Source organism: Bacillus sp. JJ1503, from assembly GCF_036965125.1.
Taxonomy (GTDB): Bacteria; Bacillota; Bacilli; order Bacillales; family Cytobacillaceae; genus Cytobacillus.
The window spans coordinates 1-18190 of sequence record NZ_JBALOZ010000092.1 but is presented as its reverse complement, the minus strand read 5'-3'; the positions used below and the strand labels follow the sequence as shown (position 1 = coordinate 18190).

The following is an 18190-nucleotide window of genomic DNA, read 5'->3' as shown; positions in this document are numbered from 1 at the left end:
ACGTCGGAGGTCATAAGCCCCTGGGCGAGGCACTAACGCTTTTACTATTAGGAGGGATATCATGAACATCTATGTTTTAATGAAAAGAACCTTTGATACAGAAGAGAAAATTACGATTTCAGGCGGTCAAATAAACGAAGATGGAGCAGAATTTATCATTAACCCTTATGATGAATATGCAATCGAGGAAGCTATTCAAGTTCGTGATGAAAATGGCGGAGAAGTAACGGTTGTCTCTGTCGGAAATGAAGAAACTGAGAAACAGCTTCGTACTGCCCTTGCTATGGGTGCTGATAAAGCTGTATTAATTAATACTGAAGATGACTTAGAATACGGTGATCAATTTACAACTGCAAAAATTCTTTCCGAATATTTAAAAGACAAGAATGCTGACTTAATCATTGCTGGAAACGTTGCGATTGACGGCGGTTCGGGCCAAGTTGGACCTCGGGTAGCTGAACTTCTAAATATTCCTTATGTCACAACGATTACAAAGCTCGATATTGCGGGCAGTAATGTAACTGTTGTTCGTGATGTTGAAGGGGATTCCGAAATAATTGAGACAAGCCTGCCTTTATTAGTAACAGCTCAGCAAGGATTAAATGAACCACGCTACCCATCATTGCCAGGGATTATGAAAGCAAAGAAAAAACCGCTTGATGAGCTTGAGCTTGATGATCTTGACCTTGAGGAAGACGATGTTGAGGCAAAGACAAAAACAATTGAAATCTATCTTCCCCCTAAAAAAGAGGCAGGGAAAATCCTCGAAGGCGAGCTTGCAGATCAAGTAAAAGAGCTTGTACAACTTCTTCATACTGAAGCAAAAGTAGTCTGATCGGAATATACAAGAATATGAACGCAGGGGGTAAAGCATAATGGCTAGAAAAGTATTAGTTTTAGGTGAAGTCCGTGACGGATCATTGCGTAATGTATCCTTTGAAGCAGTGGCTGCAGCAAAAACCGCAGCAGAAGGCGGAGAAGTTGTAGGAATATTAATTGGCGATTCTGTAAGCGCTTTAGGCGGAGAATTAATCCAATATGGTGCGGACCGTGTTGTAACCATTGAAAATGAAAAACTTAAGCAATATACATCAGATGGCTACTCACAGGCTGTTATGGCTGTCATTGATGCAGAAAAGCCGGATGGACTGATTTTTGGCCATACAGCTTTAGGCAAGGATCTAGCTCCAAAAATTGCAGCTAAATTAAGCTCAGGATTGATATCCGATGTAACTGCCTTAGAAATAACAGGAGGCAACTTAGTTTTCACTCGTCCTATTTATTCAGGAAAAGCATTCGAAAAGAAAATTGTTACTGATGGTTTAATTTTCGCTACGATCCGCCCGAATAATATTAGCCCGCTTGAAAAGGACGAATCTAGAACAGGAGACGTTTCTTCTCTATCAGTTGATATTAAAGATCTCCGCACCATTATTAAAGAGGTTGTCCGCAAGGCAAGCGAAGGAGTCGATCTTTCTGAAGCGAAGGTTGTAATTGCTGGAGGGCGCGGAGTCAAGAGTGAGGAAGGCTTTGGTCCATTAAAAGAGCTTGCAAAAGTTCTAAATGGTGCGGTTGGGGCTTCTCGTGGCGCCTGTGACGCAGATTATTGCGACTATTCATTGCAGATTGGGCAAACAGGAAAGGTTGTTACACCTGACCTTTATATCGCGTGCGGAATTTCAGGAGCGATTCAGCATCTTGCCGGTATGTCAAACTCCAAAGTTATTGTAGCGATTAATAAAGACCCTGAGGCAAATATTTTTAAGGTTGCAGATTATGGGATTGTCGGAGACCTGTTTGAGGTAGTTCCGATGCTTACAGAAGAGTTTAAGAAGCTGTTAATAAATGCATAAGCTAACTATATAAACGAGCGGCTATATGCCGCTTGTTTTCTATATAGGAATGATTTCAAACCAAAAATTCAATATGAATAGTTATTGAAAATATAGGGGAAATTACGGTCGAAGCAAATCGTTAGCATGTGGGAATAAACAATGGTATACTGTCGTTATATTTATTATTCACTTAAAAATAGGAGGCATTTCGATGGCTATTATAAACGCTACAGATCAATCTTTTTCTACTGAAACTGGTTCAGGAGTTGTCCTTGCAGATTTTTGGGCACCATGGTGCGGACCTTGTAAAATGATCGCTCCAGTACTTGAAGAGCTAGATACAGAAATGGGCGATAAAGTAAAAATCGTCAAGCTAGACGTAGACGAGAACCAAGAAACTGCAGGAAAATATGGTGTTATGAGCATCCCGACTTTAATCGTTTTTAAAGACGGAGAAGTTGTAGATAAAGTAGTTGGCTTCCAGCCGAAAGAAGCTCTTGCAGAACTTCTTTCAAAACATGCATAATAAGATTAGATTTGTAAGGGGTCTGACTTGTAGTCTGACCCCTTAAGTATTTCTATTCCGGAAGTGATCAAATGAATGAAATTATTAAAAATAAATTAATGCTATTGCCTGATCAGCCAGGCTGCTATCTAATGAAGGACCGTCAAGGAACTATCATCTACGTAGGAAAGGCAAAGGTTTTAAAAAATCGTGTCAGATCCTATTTTACTGGTTCACATGACGGAAAAACACAAAGATTAGTCAATGAAATAGAAGACCTCGAATATATTGTGACATCCTCTAATATGGAAGCTTTAATTCTTGAGATGAACCTAATTAAAAAGTACGATCCCAAATATAATGTTATGCTCAAGGACGATAAAACCTATCCATTTATTAAACTAACTGCCGAGCGACACCCCCGCCTCATTACTACCCGAAAGGTTAAAAAAGATAAGGGGAAATATTTTGGGCCTTATCCAAATGTCCATGCTGCAAATGAAACAAAGAAGCTGCTTGACCGAATTTATCCATTAAGAAAATGTACAACCTTGCCTGACCGTGTCTGCCTTTACTATCATTTAGGACAATGTTTAGCTCCTTGTGTGAAAGAAGTAAGTGAGCAGGAATATAAATTAATGGTTGATGAGATTACCCGTTTCTTAAATGGAGGCTATAAGGAAATAAAAAAAGAATTAACAGAAAAAATGACAGCCGCTGCTGAAGAACTTGACTTTGAAAAGGCAAAGGAGTTCCGTGATAGGATCGCTCATATTGAAGCAACAATGGAAAAGCAAAAGATCACAACAACAGACTTTACAGATCGAGATGTATTCGGCTTTGCTGTCGATAAAGGCTGGATGTGTGTTCAGGTATTCTTTATCAGACAGGGGAAACTAATTGAACGGGATGTTTCAATGTTTCCAATTTATAACGAGCCTGACGAAGAAATGTTAACATACCTAGGTCAATTTTATTTAAAGGCCAATCACTTTAAGCCAAAAGAAATATTGCTGCCTAATACGGTTAATTCAGATATGGCTGAAGAGCTTTTAGAAGTAAAAACATTTCAACCTCAACGAGGCCAGAAAAAAGAATTAGTCCAATTAGCTTCTAAAAATGCAAAAATCGCCCTTCAAGAAAAGTTCTCCCTTATTGAGAAGGATGAAGAAAGAACCATTAAAGCGATTGAAAATTTGGGGAACCAACTAGGTATTTATACCCCTCATCGAATTGAGGCTTTCGATAACTCGAACATTCAAGGAACAGATCCCGTATCAGCCATGGTTGTTTTTATTGATGGCAAGCCCGAGAAAAGAGAATATCGTAAATATAAAATAAAATCTGTGCAGGGACCGGATGATTATGATTCTATGCGAGAGGTCGTACGTAGAAGGTATTCTCGGGTATTAAAAGAAAACCTGCCTCTTCCAGATTTGATCATCATTGATGGAGGAAAGGGGCATGTTGAGGCAGTAAGAGATGTATTGGAAAATGAATTGGGCCTTGATATCCCTATCTCAGGTTTGGTAAAAGATGAGAAGCATAGAACTTCACAGCTCTTGTACGGGAATCCATTAGAAATTATTCCACTTGGGAGAAACAGTCAGGAGTTCTATCTGCTGCAAAGAATTCAAGATGAAGTCCACCGTTTCGCCATAACGTTCCATCGCCAGCTTAGAGGGAAAAATGCTTTTCAGTCAGTGCTGGATGAAATTCCTGGTATTGGGGAAAAGCGCAAGAAGCAGCTCCTAAAATCCTTTGGGTCTGTCAAAAAGATGAAAGAGGCTAGCATAGAGGAATTTAGAAAAATTGGTATTCCCGCAAATATTGCGGAAGAATTAAAAAGAAAATTAACGGAATAGTATTGTTAGAAGAAAAAGAGCATGCTATAATTACTGAAAATTCAATATCACTTTATAGTATTAAAGTGAAGGTAGAGGTGCGAACTTCAATAGTAAAAGCTTGGAGAAGTATGAGCTTCAATGAAAAGCTTTGAAAGGGAATGTTTGCCGAAGTGGATAAAGTCTCATAACTTTTTTCGCTGGTCTTGCATTTAATAAATGTAAGATTGTCAAGACAAAAAACGTCTTGGAGAGCTATCTCACTGTGTGAATCGTATTTTTTTATACGTTTATAAACACAGCAATGGGATAGAATCTCATTGCTTTTTTTTATGCAGAAATCCAATCAATCGGGTATTTCCGGCATATTTTATAAAGCAATTTAAGAGACGGCTTCCAATCAACAATTTTCACATTAAGAAAGAGGGAAAAACATGGGACTTATCATTCAAAAGTTTGGTGGAACATCTGTTGCTAATGTAGAAAAAATTCGAAATGTTGCCAATCGGGTAATCGAAGAAAAGAATAAGGGCAATGATGTCGTTGTGGTTGTTTCTGCAATGGGGAAATCTACCGATCAACTTGTCAGTCTGGCAAAGGAAATTTCCTCCTCTCCAAGCAAAAGAGAAATGGACATGCTTTTAACTACAGGTGAACAGGTGACGATTTCTTTATTAGCAATGGCCTTAACAGAAAAGGGATTTCCAGCCGTATCCTTAACAGGCTGGCAGGCAGGAATAAAAACAGAATCAGTACACGGAAATGCAAGAATATTGGATATAGATACTTCTAAGCTGAAAAGTGAGCTTAACGAAGGGAGGATTGTAATTGTTGCGGGGTTCCAAGGCATAACGGAAGACGGATCCATTTCAACATTGGGTCGTGGGGGCTCAGATACGACGGCAGTCGCAATAGCCGCTGCTTTAAAAGCGGATAAATGTGATATTTATACAGACGTGACAGGAGTGTATACAACAGATCCGCGCTATGTTAAAGACGCAAGAAAATTATTAGCGGTTTCCTATGATGAAATGCTTGAGCTTGCTCATTTAGGTGCTGGCGTATTGCATCCTAGAGCAGTAGAATTTGCAAAAAACTATCAAATCCCAATTGAAGTGCGTTCAAGCAGTGAAAGTGAATCAGGGACTATAATCGAGGAGGAAGTAAACATGGAAGAGAATTTAGTTGTCCGGGGAATAGCATTTGAAAACGAAATCACAAGAGTCACTGTTATTGGGTTGCCGAACTCCTTAATTGGGTTATCCACAGTCTTCTCTGAATTAGCAAAAAATCATATTAATGTTGATATTATTATTCAAAGTACATTAGCAGAACAATCAGCTAATCTATCCTTCTCGATTAAAAATGAAGATCTTGATGACACCATAAAGGTTCTAGAAAACTGTAAGAATAAATTAAACTATAGCCGTATTGAATCTGAGACGGGTCTTGCCAAAGTTTCGATTATTGGTTCAGGAATGGTTTCAAATCCAGGGGTAGCAGCTGAGATGTTTGAAGTGCTGGCCTCCAATGATATCGAAGTAAAGATGGTGAGTACATCAGAAATTAAGGTTTCAACGGTTATTGGACAAGAAAAAATGGTACAGGCTGTTGAGGCCCTTCACGAAGCCTTTCATTTATCAGGTATATCGATTAATTCTTAATATTAAGAAAGAGGCTTTCTTTGTACCGAAAGCCTCTTTTTCGTCAGAAGTTAATATTCGATTTTGTCCTTTTTATCCCATTTAACTGTAAACTGAATTTTTCCTTTTCTTTTATTAGGATGTTCATACGATTCGCAAATTACTTCAGATTGCAGTTCAATTTGCTGAGCAATAAACCCTGCCTCAAGCTGAAAAGTGCATCGATTATTATTTTTACAGCGCTCTTGTATGAAAGAACTTGAAAGTTCAAATTCCATCTCATTTTTTGATTCTTTCTTAAGGACTAGGTTTCCCCATGAAGCTTGCTCGAAGAAATCAATTATTTCGGACACTGTCTTTTGAGGATATTTACGTGCAAGGGTTTTTCCAGCCCAATATAATATTTCAGGCGCATCATCGCCTAATATGTCGTGTAAAAGAACTTCCCTTATCAATTCGTATCCAAAGACAGAAATGGATTCGGCTTTTTGTTCAATTGGAATTAATTCTGAAGCTGTTTCGTTCAAGCTAAGATCCCCTCTTTCTATTATTCTTCTATTATATACAAATGAGAAGGAATTTAGTTATAGAATGATGAAAAAGCTGGCTGTTTTGCAGTGGAAGATTAATACTTTTTTAATATATTAAACCAAACGGGCTATCACTTAATAAATATGGTTAAATAGGTCAAAATACGTAATATTAATATATTTTTATGATTTTGATATTTACAACATTTTATGTAATCGTTTCCTTGACGCTCTAGGATGTTGGGAGTAAAATGGACATGTCACATAATTGTAAGAAAATGATATGCCATTTTCGAATTGATGTTTTGGTGAAATTCTTACATACGAAGTAACAACACCTTACATCTTGCAAAAAAATAGGGGGGTAAATCATGGCGGGTAATCGAGAATTTTTAAATCGCAGATTGCATTCATTGCTAGGTGTTATACCAGTAGGACTATTTTTAGTTCAGCATCTAGTAGTCAATCATTTTGCAACAGGGGGAGAGGAGTCTTTTAATAAGGCAGCAGGTTTTATGGAAAATCTGCCGTTTAGAATTATTTTAGAAACCTTTATTATTTTCTTGCCTTTATTATTTCATGCCATCTATGGGCTTTATATTGCTTTTACAGCAAAAAACAATGTAAGCAAATATGGATTCTTCCGTAACTGGATGTTCATGCTGCAACGTGTGTCTGGTGTTATTACACTTATTTTCATTGCATGGCATGTATGGGAGACTCGTGTACAAGCTGCATTTGGCGCAGATGTTAATTTCCAAATGATGGAGAATATTCTTTCGAATCCATTTATGTTCTGGTTTTATATAGTAGGCGTTATTTCAACAATCTTCCACTTCTCTAATGGATTATGGTCTTTCTGTGTAAGCTGGGGGATTACAATTTCACCTCGTTCACAATTAATAACAACATACGTTACAATTGTTATCTTTATTTTATTATCAATTGTCGGTATTCGTGCGATTACAGCATTTGTTTAATAAGCAGTAGAAAATGTTCGGATGAAATTTTGCTTTAGTTTTACTATGTAATAGGGAGTGAGTCACTATGGCTAAAGGTAAGGTAATCGTTGTCGGCGGCGGTCTAGCCGGCTTAATGGCAACAATTAAAGTTGCAGAATCAGGGACTCCGGTTGAGTTATTTTCCTTAGTACCGGTTAAACGTTCTCACTCTGTTTGTGCCCAAGGCGGCATTAACGGAGCTGTTAATACAAAGGGTGAAGGAGATTCACCATATATCCACTTTGATGACACTATTTACGGCGGAGACTTTTTAGCAAACCAGCCGCCAGTTAAAGCAATGTGTGAAGCAGCACCTGGAATTATCCATTTATTCGACCGTATGGGTGTTATGTTTAATCGTACACCTGAAGGTTTACTCGATTTCCGTCGCTTTGGTGGAACACAGCATCACCGTACTGCATTTGCTGGAGCTACAACAGGTCAGCAGCTTTTATATGCCTTAGATGAACAAGTACGCCGACAAGAGGTTGTAGGACTTGTTACGAAATACGAAGGCTGGGAATTCTTAGGTGCCGTTATTGATGATGATGGAGTTTGCCGTGGAATTTCAGCACAGAATTTAACTTCTGGTGAAATCCAAACATTTGCTGCAGATGCCGTTATTATGGCTACAGGCGGCCCTGGAATTATTTTTGGTAAATCAACAAACTCAGTGATCAATACAGGATCAGCTGCTTCTATTGTTTATCAGCAAGGGGCTTATTATGCGAATGGTGAATTTATTCAAATTCATCCAACTGCAATCCCTGGAGACGATAAGCTTCGTCTTATGAGTGAATCTGCACGTGGTGAAGGCGGACGTGTTTGGACTTATAAGGATGGTAAGCCTTGGTATTTCCTTGAAGAGAAATATCCTGCATATGGGAACCTAGTACCGCGTGATATTGCAACACGTGAAATTTTTGATGTATGTGTCAATCAAAAACTAGGTATTAATGGAGAAAACATGGTATATCTGGATCTTTCTCATAAAGATGCGCATGAGCTTGATATTAAACTTGGCGGAATCATCGAAATTTACGAGAAGTTTATGGGTGATGATCCACGCAAAGTTCCAATGAAGATCTTCCCTGCCGTTCACTATTCAATGGGTGGACTATGGGTGGACTATGAACAGCAAACGAGCATTCCTGGCTTATTTGCAGCAGGTGAGTGTGATTATTCACAGCACGGTGCAAACCGTTTAGGTGCAAACTCCTTACTTTCAGCTATTTACGGTGGGATGGTTGCTGGACCAAATGCGGTTAAATATATTGATGGTCTTGAGAAAAGCGTTGATTCTATTTCTTCTTCTGTATTTGATCGTCATGTTAAAGAAGAGGAAGCAAAATGGAATGGCATCTTGTCTTTAGATGGAACTGAAAACGCTTATGTTCTTCATAAAGAACTTGGTGAGTGGATGACTGATAACGTGACAGTTGTTCGTGAAAACAGCAAGCTATTGAAAACGGATGAGAAAATTGTAGAGTTAATGGAACGTTTCAAAAACATTAATATTAACGATACAGCAAAATGGAGCAACCAAGGGGCTGCATTTACTCGTCAACTAAAAAATATGCTTCACTTATCTCGTGTTATTACAATTGGTGCATATAACCGTAATGAAAGCCGTGGGGCTCATTACAAGCCAGAATTCCCTAATCGTAATGATGAAGAATTCTTAAAGACAACAATGGCAAAATACACTGGAGAAGATACTGCTCCTGCCTTCCATTACGAGGAAGTTGATATTTCATTAATTGAACCACGTAAACGTGACTATACAAAAAAACATTAAGAGAAGGGGAGAGTAAGTGATGAGTGACAAAAAAACAATTCGCTTTATTATAACTCGTCAAGACAGTCCAGATTCTGCACCTTATGATGAAGAGTTTGAAGTGGAGTACCGTCCGAACTTAAACGTTATTTCAGCACTCATGGAAATACGCCGTAACCCTGTTAATGTGAAAGGTGACAAAACAACACCAATAGCATGGGATATGAACTGTCTTGAGGAAGTTTGCGGTGCCTGTTCAATGATTATTAATGGAAAACCACGCCAATCTTGTTCGGCGCTAGTTGACCAATTAGAGCAGCCAATCCGTTTAGCTCCTATGCGTACGTTCCCTGTTGTAAGAGACTTACAAGTAGATAGAAGCCGGATGTTTGATTCATTGAAAAAGGTTAAAGCGTGGATTCCAATTGACGGTACGTATGATCTTGGTCCAGGACCACGTATGCCGGAACCAAAACGTCAATGGGCATACGAGTTATCTAAATGTATGACATGTGGTGTATGTTTAGAAGCTTGTCCGAATGTAAATAGCAAAACAAACTTTATGGGACCGGCTGTCTTTAACCAAGTTCGCTTATTTAATGCCCATCCAACTGGGGAAATGAATAAAGCTGAGCGTTTAAATGCGTTTATGGAAGATGGCGGAATGACAGGCTGTGGAAATTCACAAAACTGTGTGCAATCATGTCCAAAAGGAATTCCTATTACAACATCAATCGCTGCTGTAAACCGTGCAGCTACATTACAATCTTTCAAAAACTTCTTTGGAAGCGATCAAGTTTAATAAACGAAAGCCCTTCTTCCACTTGGAAGAGGGGTTTTTTGTTTTCAATTTATTCTAATAGTTATATAATTGTAGAATAAATGAATGATTATTCACTTTTGATTAGAGTGGGGGAGATTACATGAACAGAATAGGCTATATAAATGATTTTTCTGCTTGGGAAGAAGGTTTTGAATTTTTTCATCCTGTTAAGGTCCGTTTTTCAGAAACAGATATGTTCGGTCATTTAAATAATACAGTTCCCTTTACTTATTTTGAAGTAGCAAGAATTGAATTTTTCAAAAGCATCGGCTTTATGCAGAATTGGGTAAATCCAAAAAATGAAACCATTCCCGTTGTAGCTGATTTGCAATGCGATTTTTTAAAGCAGGTTTTCTTTGATGAACGTTTAAAAATATATGTGAAGGCAGCAACGATCGGTACAACTTCAGTAGATCTTCACTATATGGGGAAAAAAGAGGATGGATCCGTCTGCTTTACGGGCAGAGGGACAATGGTTCAAATTTCGAAGAAAACAGGAAAAGGCTATCCATGGACTGAAGAAATGAAAACTTTGCTTCAAAATCATGTCACGAAGCTTACTAATTAATTTTAATAACTTTTTTAAATAAAATCTTCTCCACTAAGGAATTGGTGTCACTCAAGTCCTCTGCCTTACATAAGATATTGTGACTAAATATATACCCATCCCGCGGTTCATAGCTGGCGAAAGGCAAGGAGGGTTACAATACTTGAAGGAGAACGAATTTACTCATAAGCCGTTACTCACCAAACGAGAAAGAGAAGTATTCGAACTGTTAGTACAGGATAAAACAACTAGAGAAATCGCTGGTGAATTGTTTATAAGCGAAAAGACGGTTCGGAACCACATTTCGAATGCCATGCAAAAGCTTGGTGTTAAGGGGCGATCACAAGCTGTTGTAGAGCTCCTTCGAATGGGAGAGCTAGAACTTTAATTAAGACCGGCCATCCATTATTGGATGCCGGTTTATATTATTTAATAAGTAAATTATATTTAATATACGCTTCTATATTTAATTCAGCCTTGAAATTTAGCTGAAAAAAGGTGAAAATAAATGCAATAGAGCTTGTGGATTATATCACTTGTTGGAATAGAAATAGCAATATAGGAGTTGTATGTAATGGATTTAGAAGATGTGAAAGCAGTTGATGAAATAGATACAGTAGCTATGATAGAAAAAGAGCTGCGCTATATATCAGGCATTATTAAGCAAAAGGGCCGTGAAATATTAAGCAATTACAAAATTACTCCACCCCAATTTGTTGCCCTCCAATGGCTTTTTGAAGAGGGAGATATGACAATTGGAGAGCTGTCGAATAAAATGTATCTTGCCTTTAGCACAACGACAGATCTTGTTGATCGTATGGAAAAAAACAACCTTGTTAAACGGGTTAAAGACCCTAATGACCGAAGAGTTGTTCGAATCCATCTTTTGGAAGAAGGGGAAAGGATTATTGACGAGTGTATTAAAAAGCGGCAATTATATTTAAAAGAGGTACTCGTTAATTTCACCGATGAAGAGGTTCAGCTCCTAAAAAATAACTTAACAAGATTACATCAAGATATGCGCGAAGAATGAGGCGGTTCGATTGGAAAATCCGATAGGTATTATTGATTCAGGTGTCGGAGGCTTGACTGTAGTGAAGGAAGTAATGAGGCAGCTCCCAAATGAGGAAATTATATATTTGGGGGATACGGCACGATGTCCATATGGACCAAGGCCAGGTGAAGAAGTTAAAGCATTTACTTGGGAAATAACGAGGTTTCTTTTAAACAAACAAATCAAAATGCTAATTATTGCCTGTAACACTGCAACAGCCGTTGCACTAGATGAAATCAGAAGTTCGCTGCCTATACCGGTAATTGGAGTGATATCTCCAGGAGCAAGAGCAGCGATAAAGAAAACAAAAAATAAAACGATTGGTGTCATAGGCACAGAAGGAACGATAAAGAGCGGCGCATATGAAATGGCCTTAAGGCAAATTAATAGCCGGGTAGTGATTCATAGCCTAGCCTGTCCTAAATTTGTCCCCCTCGTGGAAAGTGGGGAATTTGAGGGTCTTTTAGCTGAGAGGATCGTAACTGAAACGTTGCAGCCATTAAGAAATAAAGGAATGGATACACTAATATTAGGTTGTACACATTATCCATTGCTTGAGCCGTTAATACAAAAGGCAGTAGGGAAACAAGTCGGCGTTATTAGTTCAGGAGACGAAACAGCAAGAGAGGTTAGTACGATTCTTTATCATCAAGGCTTATTAAATAGCTGTCAGGACGAGCCAAAACATCATTTTTACACAACAGGATCGACAGATATTTTCACAAAAATTGCTTCCGAATGGTTGGCTGTACCAGTTCAAAATGTAAAAAAAGTTAAGTTATAGACCTCCTTTAGGGAGGTTTTTGTATTGGATAGGATTATCTGAGCATAGCGGTCACCAGTTCCGTTATTTGATGCAAAATGGGTTGATTTTTTATGCTTGCGGACATTGGTTCCTTCATTATGTAAAAAAACAGTGATTTTTATGCTTATTTTCGTATATAACGTATTCTGTGTCCGATTAGATCCTAAATAACCGTTGTTTTATGCTAATAATGGCTTTTGTGTCCGCATTAGCAATTCATTTCCAAGTCTATGAGAAAAATGATAAGATTATATCAAATATAATAGAATAAGGTGATATATTTTGTACGCACAGGCAGAAACTTATTTAAAGCAATACTTTGGATATTCCACATTTCGTTCCGGGCAAAAGGAAATTATCCACAATTTGCTGCAGCATAAAAATACGCTCGGCATCCTTCCAACTGGAGGAGGCAAATCCCTCTGCTTTCAGATTCCCGCACTCATTCTCCCAGGAACAGCCATTGTCATCTCTCCATTAATTTCCTTAATGAAAGATCAAGTTGATTCATTAATCACTGCAGAAATTCGAGCCACATTTATTAATAGCTCCCTTAATATGCAGGAATATAAAAAAAGAATGGCTGATATCCTTGCCGGGAAGTATAAATTAATTTATGTTGCTCCAGAACGTTTTGAATCAGACAGCTTTATAGAAATGCTCAATTCTCTGCAAATATCTATGATTGTATTTGATGAGGCCCATTGTATTTCCCAATGGGGCCATGATTTCAGACCAAGCTATCGTTCCATCATTAATCATTTGGGCAGACTTAATCAAGAACCCGTAGTTGCAGCATTAACAGCAACAGCCACAAAGGATGTTGCGGATGATATTCGGAATCTCTTACATATTCACGAATCTGATAGCTTCATTACGGGTTTTGCAAGGGAAAATCTTGCTTTTAACGTGATGAAGGGTGTTAACAAAAGAGAATTTATTACACAATATTTGAAGAATCATCCTAGAGAATCAGGGATTATCTATACATCAAGCCGGAAAGAAACTGATCAGCTATACAGCTACTTAAAGGAAAAGAACCATTCTGTTGCTAAGTATCATGCAGGAATGGGGGAGGATGCACGTAAGGAGTCACAAAACCAGTTTGTTTTTGATGAAGCTGATATTATGATCGCGACTAATGCATTTGGAATGGGAATTGATAAATCCAATGTTCGTTTTGTTATCCATTATAACCTCCCGCGTAATATCGAAGCTTATTATCAGGAAGCTGGCCGAGCAGGAAGGGATGGAGACGAAAGCTCTTGTTATTTATTATTTTCACCGCAGGATATTCAGCTGCAAAAGTTTCTTATTGAGGAATCCAACCTTGATTTCCAGAAAAGAGAGCAAGAATATAATAAATTAAAACAAATGATCCACTACTGTCATACTGAAAAATGTCTGCAAGCTTATATTATCGAATATTTTGATTCGCAATATGAGAATGCAGGCTGTGGAAAATGCAGTAATTGTTTGGATAAGCGGGAGCAGATCGAAATAACGGAGGAGGCGCTCATGATATTCTCCTGTATTAAAAGAATGGGAGAACGATTTGGTGTCACCTTAACTGCACAAGTATTAAAAGGCTCCCAAAACAAAAGGATTCGCGAATTTCAGTTTGATAAATTAACCACATATGGTTTGCTTCAAAATTATAAGGAAAAAGAAATTTCGGACATCATCAATTATTTACTGGCTGAAGGATATTTAACATTAACAGATAGTAAATTTCCGGTAGTCAGACTTGCTGAGAGGGTCGTACCAGTAATAAAGAAACAAGAAAATGTTTATATGAAAAAGACAATTCAAGCCCCTATAAAGGAAGCAGAAGAAAATAGTGATTTATTTTCAGAACTGCGGACTTTGCGAAAATCGATTGCGGATCAGGAAAAGGTTCCTCCTTATGTGGTCTTTGCAGATACTACTCTAAAAGAAATGAGCCAGTATTTTCCGATTGATCGGGAGGCAATGCTAAGAATAAAGGGTGTAGGGCAAGTAAAGTATGATAGATATGGTGAATTATTCATTGAAGAAATTAAGAAATTCATCAATGATCACAATATTAACTCTGTTGCTATTCAGCAGGTAGAACCACGTTCAGACGATAAGGAGATAAACGATGCGCCTAGCTATTTATTATCCTACCAATATTATTCGGAAGGGATAACGATCGATGAAATTGCCAAAAAGCGTAAATTTTCAGCGATTACCATTCAGAACCATATCATTCGTGCTGTTCAAGAAGGAAATGCGTTGCAATGGTCTGATATTTTTAATGAAGAGACAGAACAAATCATTATGGAGGCTGTAAAAAGAGTAGGAAGGGAAAAACTGAAACCAATTAAAGATGAACTCGACACTAATATTGATTATTTTACTATTAAAGCAGTCTTAGCGAAAAATGAATACACTTAAGTAGTTAATTGCCAATAAACAAATTCGTATGGCCCATCCAAAGACAGTTCTACAAAAAAAGCCGAATTTTTTTTCATCTAGCCGGTCTAAATTACAAACAGTCTCGTATACATGTTAGTACAAACTGTTCTTTGGAGGGATTATATGTCTATAAATAAAAAAACAACGATCGTTTCGGCTGTCTTTGCGTCATCGGTGTTTTTATCAGGTTGCGGGTTATTTGGTGGGAGCGGAAAAGAACAAATTGATCCGCCGAAATCAGTTGCCTACGAAGAAGATCAAACGGCTGTTGAAGGTCAAGAGGATGCGGGAATGGAAACTGCAGGAAATGATGAAGCTGTTACAAACACTGTGCAAACGGAGCTTTATTTAATTAATAAAGATGGATTAGTAGTCCCTCAAACTTTAAATCTGCCGAAAACAGAATCAGTCGCAACTCAAGCTTTGGAACATTTAGTAAAGGATGGTCCAGTAACAGAAATGCTGCCTAATGGCTTCATGGCTGTTCTGCCTGTTGATACGAAATTATCTGTTGATATTAAAGATAAGGTGGCAACAGTCAACTTCTCTAAAGAATTTAGGGAATATCAGGCTGAGGAGGAATTGAATATCCTTCAATCTATCACATGGACATTAACTCAATTTGAGTCGATCGATAAAGTAAAGTTTAAATTAAACGGTCATGAGCTTAATGAAATGCCTGTAAATGGCACTCCTATCGGTGAAGCATATAGCAGATCAAATGGTATTAATCTCGATACTTCAGATATCCTTGATATTCGCAATACGAAGCCTGTTACTGTCTACTATATTGGTGGAGAGGCAGACTCTTACTATTATGTTCCAGTAACTAAGAGAGTAACGAATACTGAGCCTAACAATTTGCGAGCTGTTGTAAACGAGTTAGTTAAAGGTCCTGGCATTTCCTCAAACCTTGAAAGTGACTTCTTAGCAGATGTTAAGCTTTTGGATGATCCAAAAATTGAAAATGGAAAAGTGACCCTTAATTTTAATGAGTCTGTATACAGCAGTTTTGAAGAGAAAATTGTTTCCAAGCATTTATTAGAAGCGCTTGTTCTTTCATTAACTGAACAAAAAGGAATAGAAAGTGTTGCGATCACTGTTAATGGCAAGTCAGATTTTGTCAATGAAGAAGGAGAAAAAATGGCAGAGCCTGTTACACGTCCGCAAAAAGTAAACACAGGTAGTTTTTAAAAAAAGTTTTTTGATATACTATATAAAGACAATGAAAGAGGAGGCAATGGACGCCCCCTCTTCTTTATTGTTTTTGGAATAAGGGAGGAATTTAACTTATGCGTGCTGACGGAAGGGAACAACAGCAATTAAGACCTATACATATTGAAACGAATTATTTAAAGCATCCTGAAGGATCTGTGTTAATAAGCGTTGGAGATACAAAAGTTATTTGTACTGCCAGTATAGATGAACGGGTTCCGCATTTTATGAGGGGAGAAGGAAAAGGGTGGATTACAGCTGAATATTCCATGCTTCCTAGAGCAACCGAACAACGGAATATTCGTGAAGCGGCGAAGGGGAAAATTTCTGGACGAACAATGGAAATTCAGAGATTAATTGGACGTGCTCTTCGTGCTGTTGTTGATCTTGAGGCAATCGGAGAGAGAACAATCTGGCTGGATTGTGATGTGATTCAAGCGGATGGAGGCACGCGGACTGCCTCTATAACAGGGGCCTTCGTTGCGATGGCTTTGGCTTTAGATAAAATAGCTAAAAGCAAAAAGCTAGCAAGCTATCCAATAAAAGACTTTTTAGCTGCAACAAGTGTAGGAATATTAGAAAATAAACAAGTTGTCGTAGATTTAAATTATATCGAAGACTCTAAAGCTCTTGTTGATATGAATGTGGTCATGATAGGGAATGGGGATTTTGTCGAATTACAAGGAACAGGAGAAGAAGCTACCTTTTCATACACCGAGCTCCAGGAGCTATTAAAAGCGGCCCAAAACGGAATGGCCTCCCTTTTTGAAATACAGAAAGAGGCACTTGGTGAAGCAATAACGAGTAAAATTAATCCAAGAAAAGAAAGTTTAGAGGGGAAGGCGTAGAATGCAAGAAGTGATTATTGCTACAAAGAATGCAGGAAAAGCAAAAGAGTTTGAGCGCATGTTCATGCCGCTTGGCTATAAAGTTAAAACCTTAATAGACTATCCGGAGATAGATGACATTGAAGAGACTGGGAGTACCTTTGAAGAGAACGCGATTTTAAAAGCAGAAAGTGTCTCAAAGGCACTAAATAAAATCGTGATTGCAGATGATTCCGGCCTCTCTATCGATGCGCTAAACGGCCGGCCAGGTATTTACTCTGCTCGTTATGCTGGAGAAGAAAAAAGCGATGAAGCCAATATGGCGAAAGTGCTAGATGAATTAAATGATATACCTGATAAAGACCGACAGGCTAGGTTTTACTGTGCATTGGCTGTTGCTGTTCCAGGCCTTGAAACATTTACTGTTTCCGGTACGTGTGAAGGATTGATCTTGCGAGAAAAAAGGGGCTCAAATGGTTTTGGATATGATCCAATATTCTTTGTAGTGGACAAGGAGAAAGCCATGGCAGAATTAAAACCAGAAGAAAAGGCAGAAATTAGCCATAGGGCACAGGCCTTAAGAAAATTAGAAAGCAAGCTCCCTACCCTTCACTCGGAAGGCAGGTAATCCATGAGAATTTTGATTGTCAGTGATAGCCATGGTTTGACGGATGAATTAGCGGAAATAAAAGAGAATTCAATGGAAATAGATAAACTGATACATTGCGGGGATTCTGAATTAAAGTCGGATCACCCGTGCTTAGAGTCTTTTACTGTAGTGCGTGGAAATTGTGATGTTGATAACTCATTTCCGGAGGAACTTGTAGAGGATTTAGGTGGTCATAAGGTTTTCATTACCCATGGCCATCGCTATGCTGTAAAATCAACCTTATTAAATCTAAGCCTGCGTGCTAAGGAAGTCGGTGCCAAGATTGTTTGTTTTGGCCACTCCCATAATCTAGGGGCAGAAATGATTGATGATATTCTTTATATCAATCCAGGAAGCATTCGGCAGCCAAGAGGACGAAAAGAGAAAACATATGTTATTATGGACATTGAAAAAGATGAAATTTGTCTGAGTGTTTATGATTTAAAGCTTGGAGAAATTAATGGATTATCACAAAAGTTTTTACTAACGTAAGATGTAATTAAAGCATATATTATTTAGGGGAAGATCACTTTCCCCTAAATAAAAAAATATTTACTTTTTATGTTGACATTTCATTGTTAGCCTAATATAATAAAACTTGTCGCTGAAGTTATTCTTTAAATATTTAATATGTCCCAGTAGCTCAGCTGGATAGAGCATACGCCTTCTAAGCGTACGGTCGGGAGTTCGAATCTC

18 protein-coding genes and 1 riboswitch are annotated in these 18190 nt (G+C 38.1%); of the genes, 17 read left to right on the top strand and 1 reads right to left on the bottom strand.

Annotated features, from left to right (window positions below):
- Positions 1-61: 61 nt before the first annotated feature.
- From V7149_RS08575 to V7149_RS08555, 5 genes are all read left to right on the top strand, one after another.
- Positions 62-835, top strand: coding sequence for an electron transfer flavoprotein subunit beta/FixA family protein (locus V7149_RS08575; RefSeq protein ID WP_335345231.1), 774 nt, complete (start codon positions 62-64; stop codon positions 833-835).
- Between the two features lie 40 nt (positions 836-875).
- Positions 876-1853: an electron transfer flavoprotein subunit alpha/FixB family protein gene (locus V7149_RS08570; protein WP_335345230.1), complete on the top strand. Its 978-nt coding sequence runs from the start codon at positions 876-878 to the stop codon at positions 1851-1853.
- 193 nt (positions 1854-2046) lie between these two features.
- The gene (gene trxA / locus V7149_RS08565; RefSeq protein ID WP_335345229.1) at positions 2047-2361 is read left to right on the top strand and encodes a thioredoxin; all 315 of its coding nucleotides are present in this window, start codon (positions 2047-2049) and stop codon (positions 2359-2361) included.
- Positions 2362-2432: 71 nt separating this feature from the next.
- Positions 2433-4205 (top strand): excinuclease ABC subunit UvrC, encoded by a 1773-nt coding sequence (gene uvrC, locus V7149_RS08560; protein ID WP_335345228.1) that lies wholly within the window; start codon positions 2433-2435, stop codon positions 4203-4205.
- 64 nt (positions 4206-4269) lie between these two features.
- Positions 4270-4450, top strand: a riboswitch (Lysine riboswitch).
- Between the two features lie 168 nt (positions 4451-4618).
- The gene (locus V7149_RS08555) at positions 4619-5848 is read left to right on the top strand and encodes an aspartate kinase (RefSeq protein WP_335345227.1); all 1230 of its coding nucleotides are present in this window, start codon (positions 4619-4621) and stop codon (positions 5846-5848) included.
- Positions 5849-5898: 50 nt separating this feature from the next.
- On the opposite strand, the gene V7149_RS08550 is transcribed toward V7149_RS08555, so the two are convergent.
- Complete coding sequence (locus V7149_RS08550) at positions 5899-6354, bottom strand: YslB family protein (protein WP_335345226.1); 456 nt, start codon at positions 6352-6354, stop codon at positions 5899-5901.
- 374 nt (positions 6355-6728) lie between these two features.
- On the opposite strand from V7149_RS08550, the gene V7149_RS08545 reads away from it, so the two are divergent.
- From V7149_RS08545 to V7149_RS08490, 12 genes are all read left to right on the top strand, one after another.
- Positions 6729-7337 carry a succinate dehydrogenase cytochrome b558 subunit gene (locus V7149_RS08545; protein ID WP_335345225.1) on the top strand — a complete coding sequence of 203 codons (609 nt, stop codon included), beginning with the start codon at positions 6729-6731 and terminating at the stop codon, positions 7335-7337.
- Positions 7338-7404: 67 nt separating this feature from the next.
- Positions 7405-9156, top strand: a complete 1752-nt coding sequence (gene sdhA / locus V7149_RS08540; RefSeq protein WP_335345224.1) for a succinate dehydrogenase flavoprotein subunit — start codon at positions 7405-7407, stop codon at positions 9154-9156.
- Between the two features lie 19 nt (positions 9157-9175).
- Positions 9176-9937 (top strand): succinate dehydrogenase iron-sulfur subunit, encoded by a 762-nt coding sequence (gene sdhB / locus V7149_RS08535; RefSeq protein WP_335345223.1) that lies wholly within the window; start codon positions 9176-9178, stop codon positions 9935-9937.
- A 121-nt stretch (positions 9938-10058) separates the two neighbouring features.
- Positions 10059-10526, top strand: coding sequence for an acyl-CoA thioesterase (locus V7149_RS08530; protein ID WP_335345222.1), 468 nt, complete (start codon positions 10059-10061; stop codon positions 10524-10526).
- 142 nt (positions 10527-10668) lie between these two features.
- Positions 10669-10893 (top strand): helix-turn-helix domain-containing protein, encoded by a 225-nt coding sequence (locus V7149_RS08525; RefSeq protein ID WP_057771856.1) that lies wholly within the window; start codon positions 10669-10671, stop codon positions 10891-10893.
- Between the two features lie 186 nt (positions 10894-11079).
- Entirely contained in the window at positions 11080-11538 is a 459-nt protein-coding gene (locus tag V7149_RS08520) for a MarR family winged helix-turn-helix transcriptional regulator (RefSeq protein WP_335345221.1), read from the top strand.
- 10 nt (positions 11539-11548) lie between these two features.
- Positions 11549-12343 (top strand): glutamate racemase, encoded by a 795-nt coding sequence (gene racE / locus V7149_RS08515; protein ID WP_335345220.1) that lies wholly within the window; start codon positions 11549-11551, stop codon positions 12341-12343.
- A gap of 303 nt (positions 12344-12646) precedes the next feature.
- A complete protein-coding gene (gene recQ, locus V7149_RS08510; RefSeq protein ID WP_335345219.1) occupies positions 12647-14782 on the top strand; it encodes a DNA helicase RecQ in 2136 nt (711 codons plus the stop codon).
- 144 nt (positions 14783-14926) lie between these two features.
- Positions 14927-15997 (top strand): GerMN domain-containing protein, encoded by a 1071-nt coding sequence (locus V7149_RS08505; RefSeq protein WP_335345218.1) that lies wholly within the window; start codon positions 14927-14929, stop codon positions 15995-15997.
- Between the two features lie 98 nt (positions 15998-16095).
- On the top strand, positions 16096-16866 hold the full coding sequence (gene rph, locus V7149_RS08500; RefSeq protein WP_335345217.1) for a ribonuclease PH: 771 nt from the start codon (positions 16096-16098) through the stop codon (positions 16864-16866).
- Position 16867: 1 nt separating this feature from the next.
- A complete protein-coding gene (locus V7149_RS08495; RefSeq protein WP_335345216.1) occupies positions 16868-17473 on the top strand; it encodes an XTP/dITP diphosphatase in 606 nt (201 codons plus the stop codon).
- A 3-nt stretch (positions 17474-17476) separates the two neighbouring features.
- Entirely contained in the window at positions 17477-17986 is a 510-nt protein-coding gene (locus V7149_RS08490) for a metallophosphoesterase family protein (RefSeq protein ID WP_335345215.1), read from the top strand.
- Positions 17987-18190: the final 204 nt, after the last annotated feature.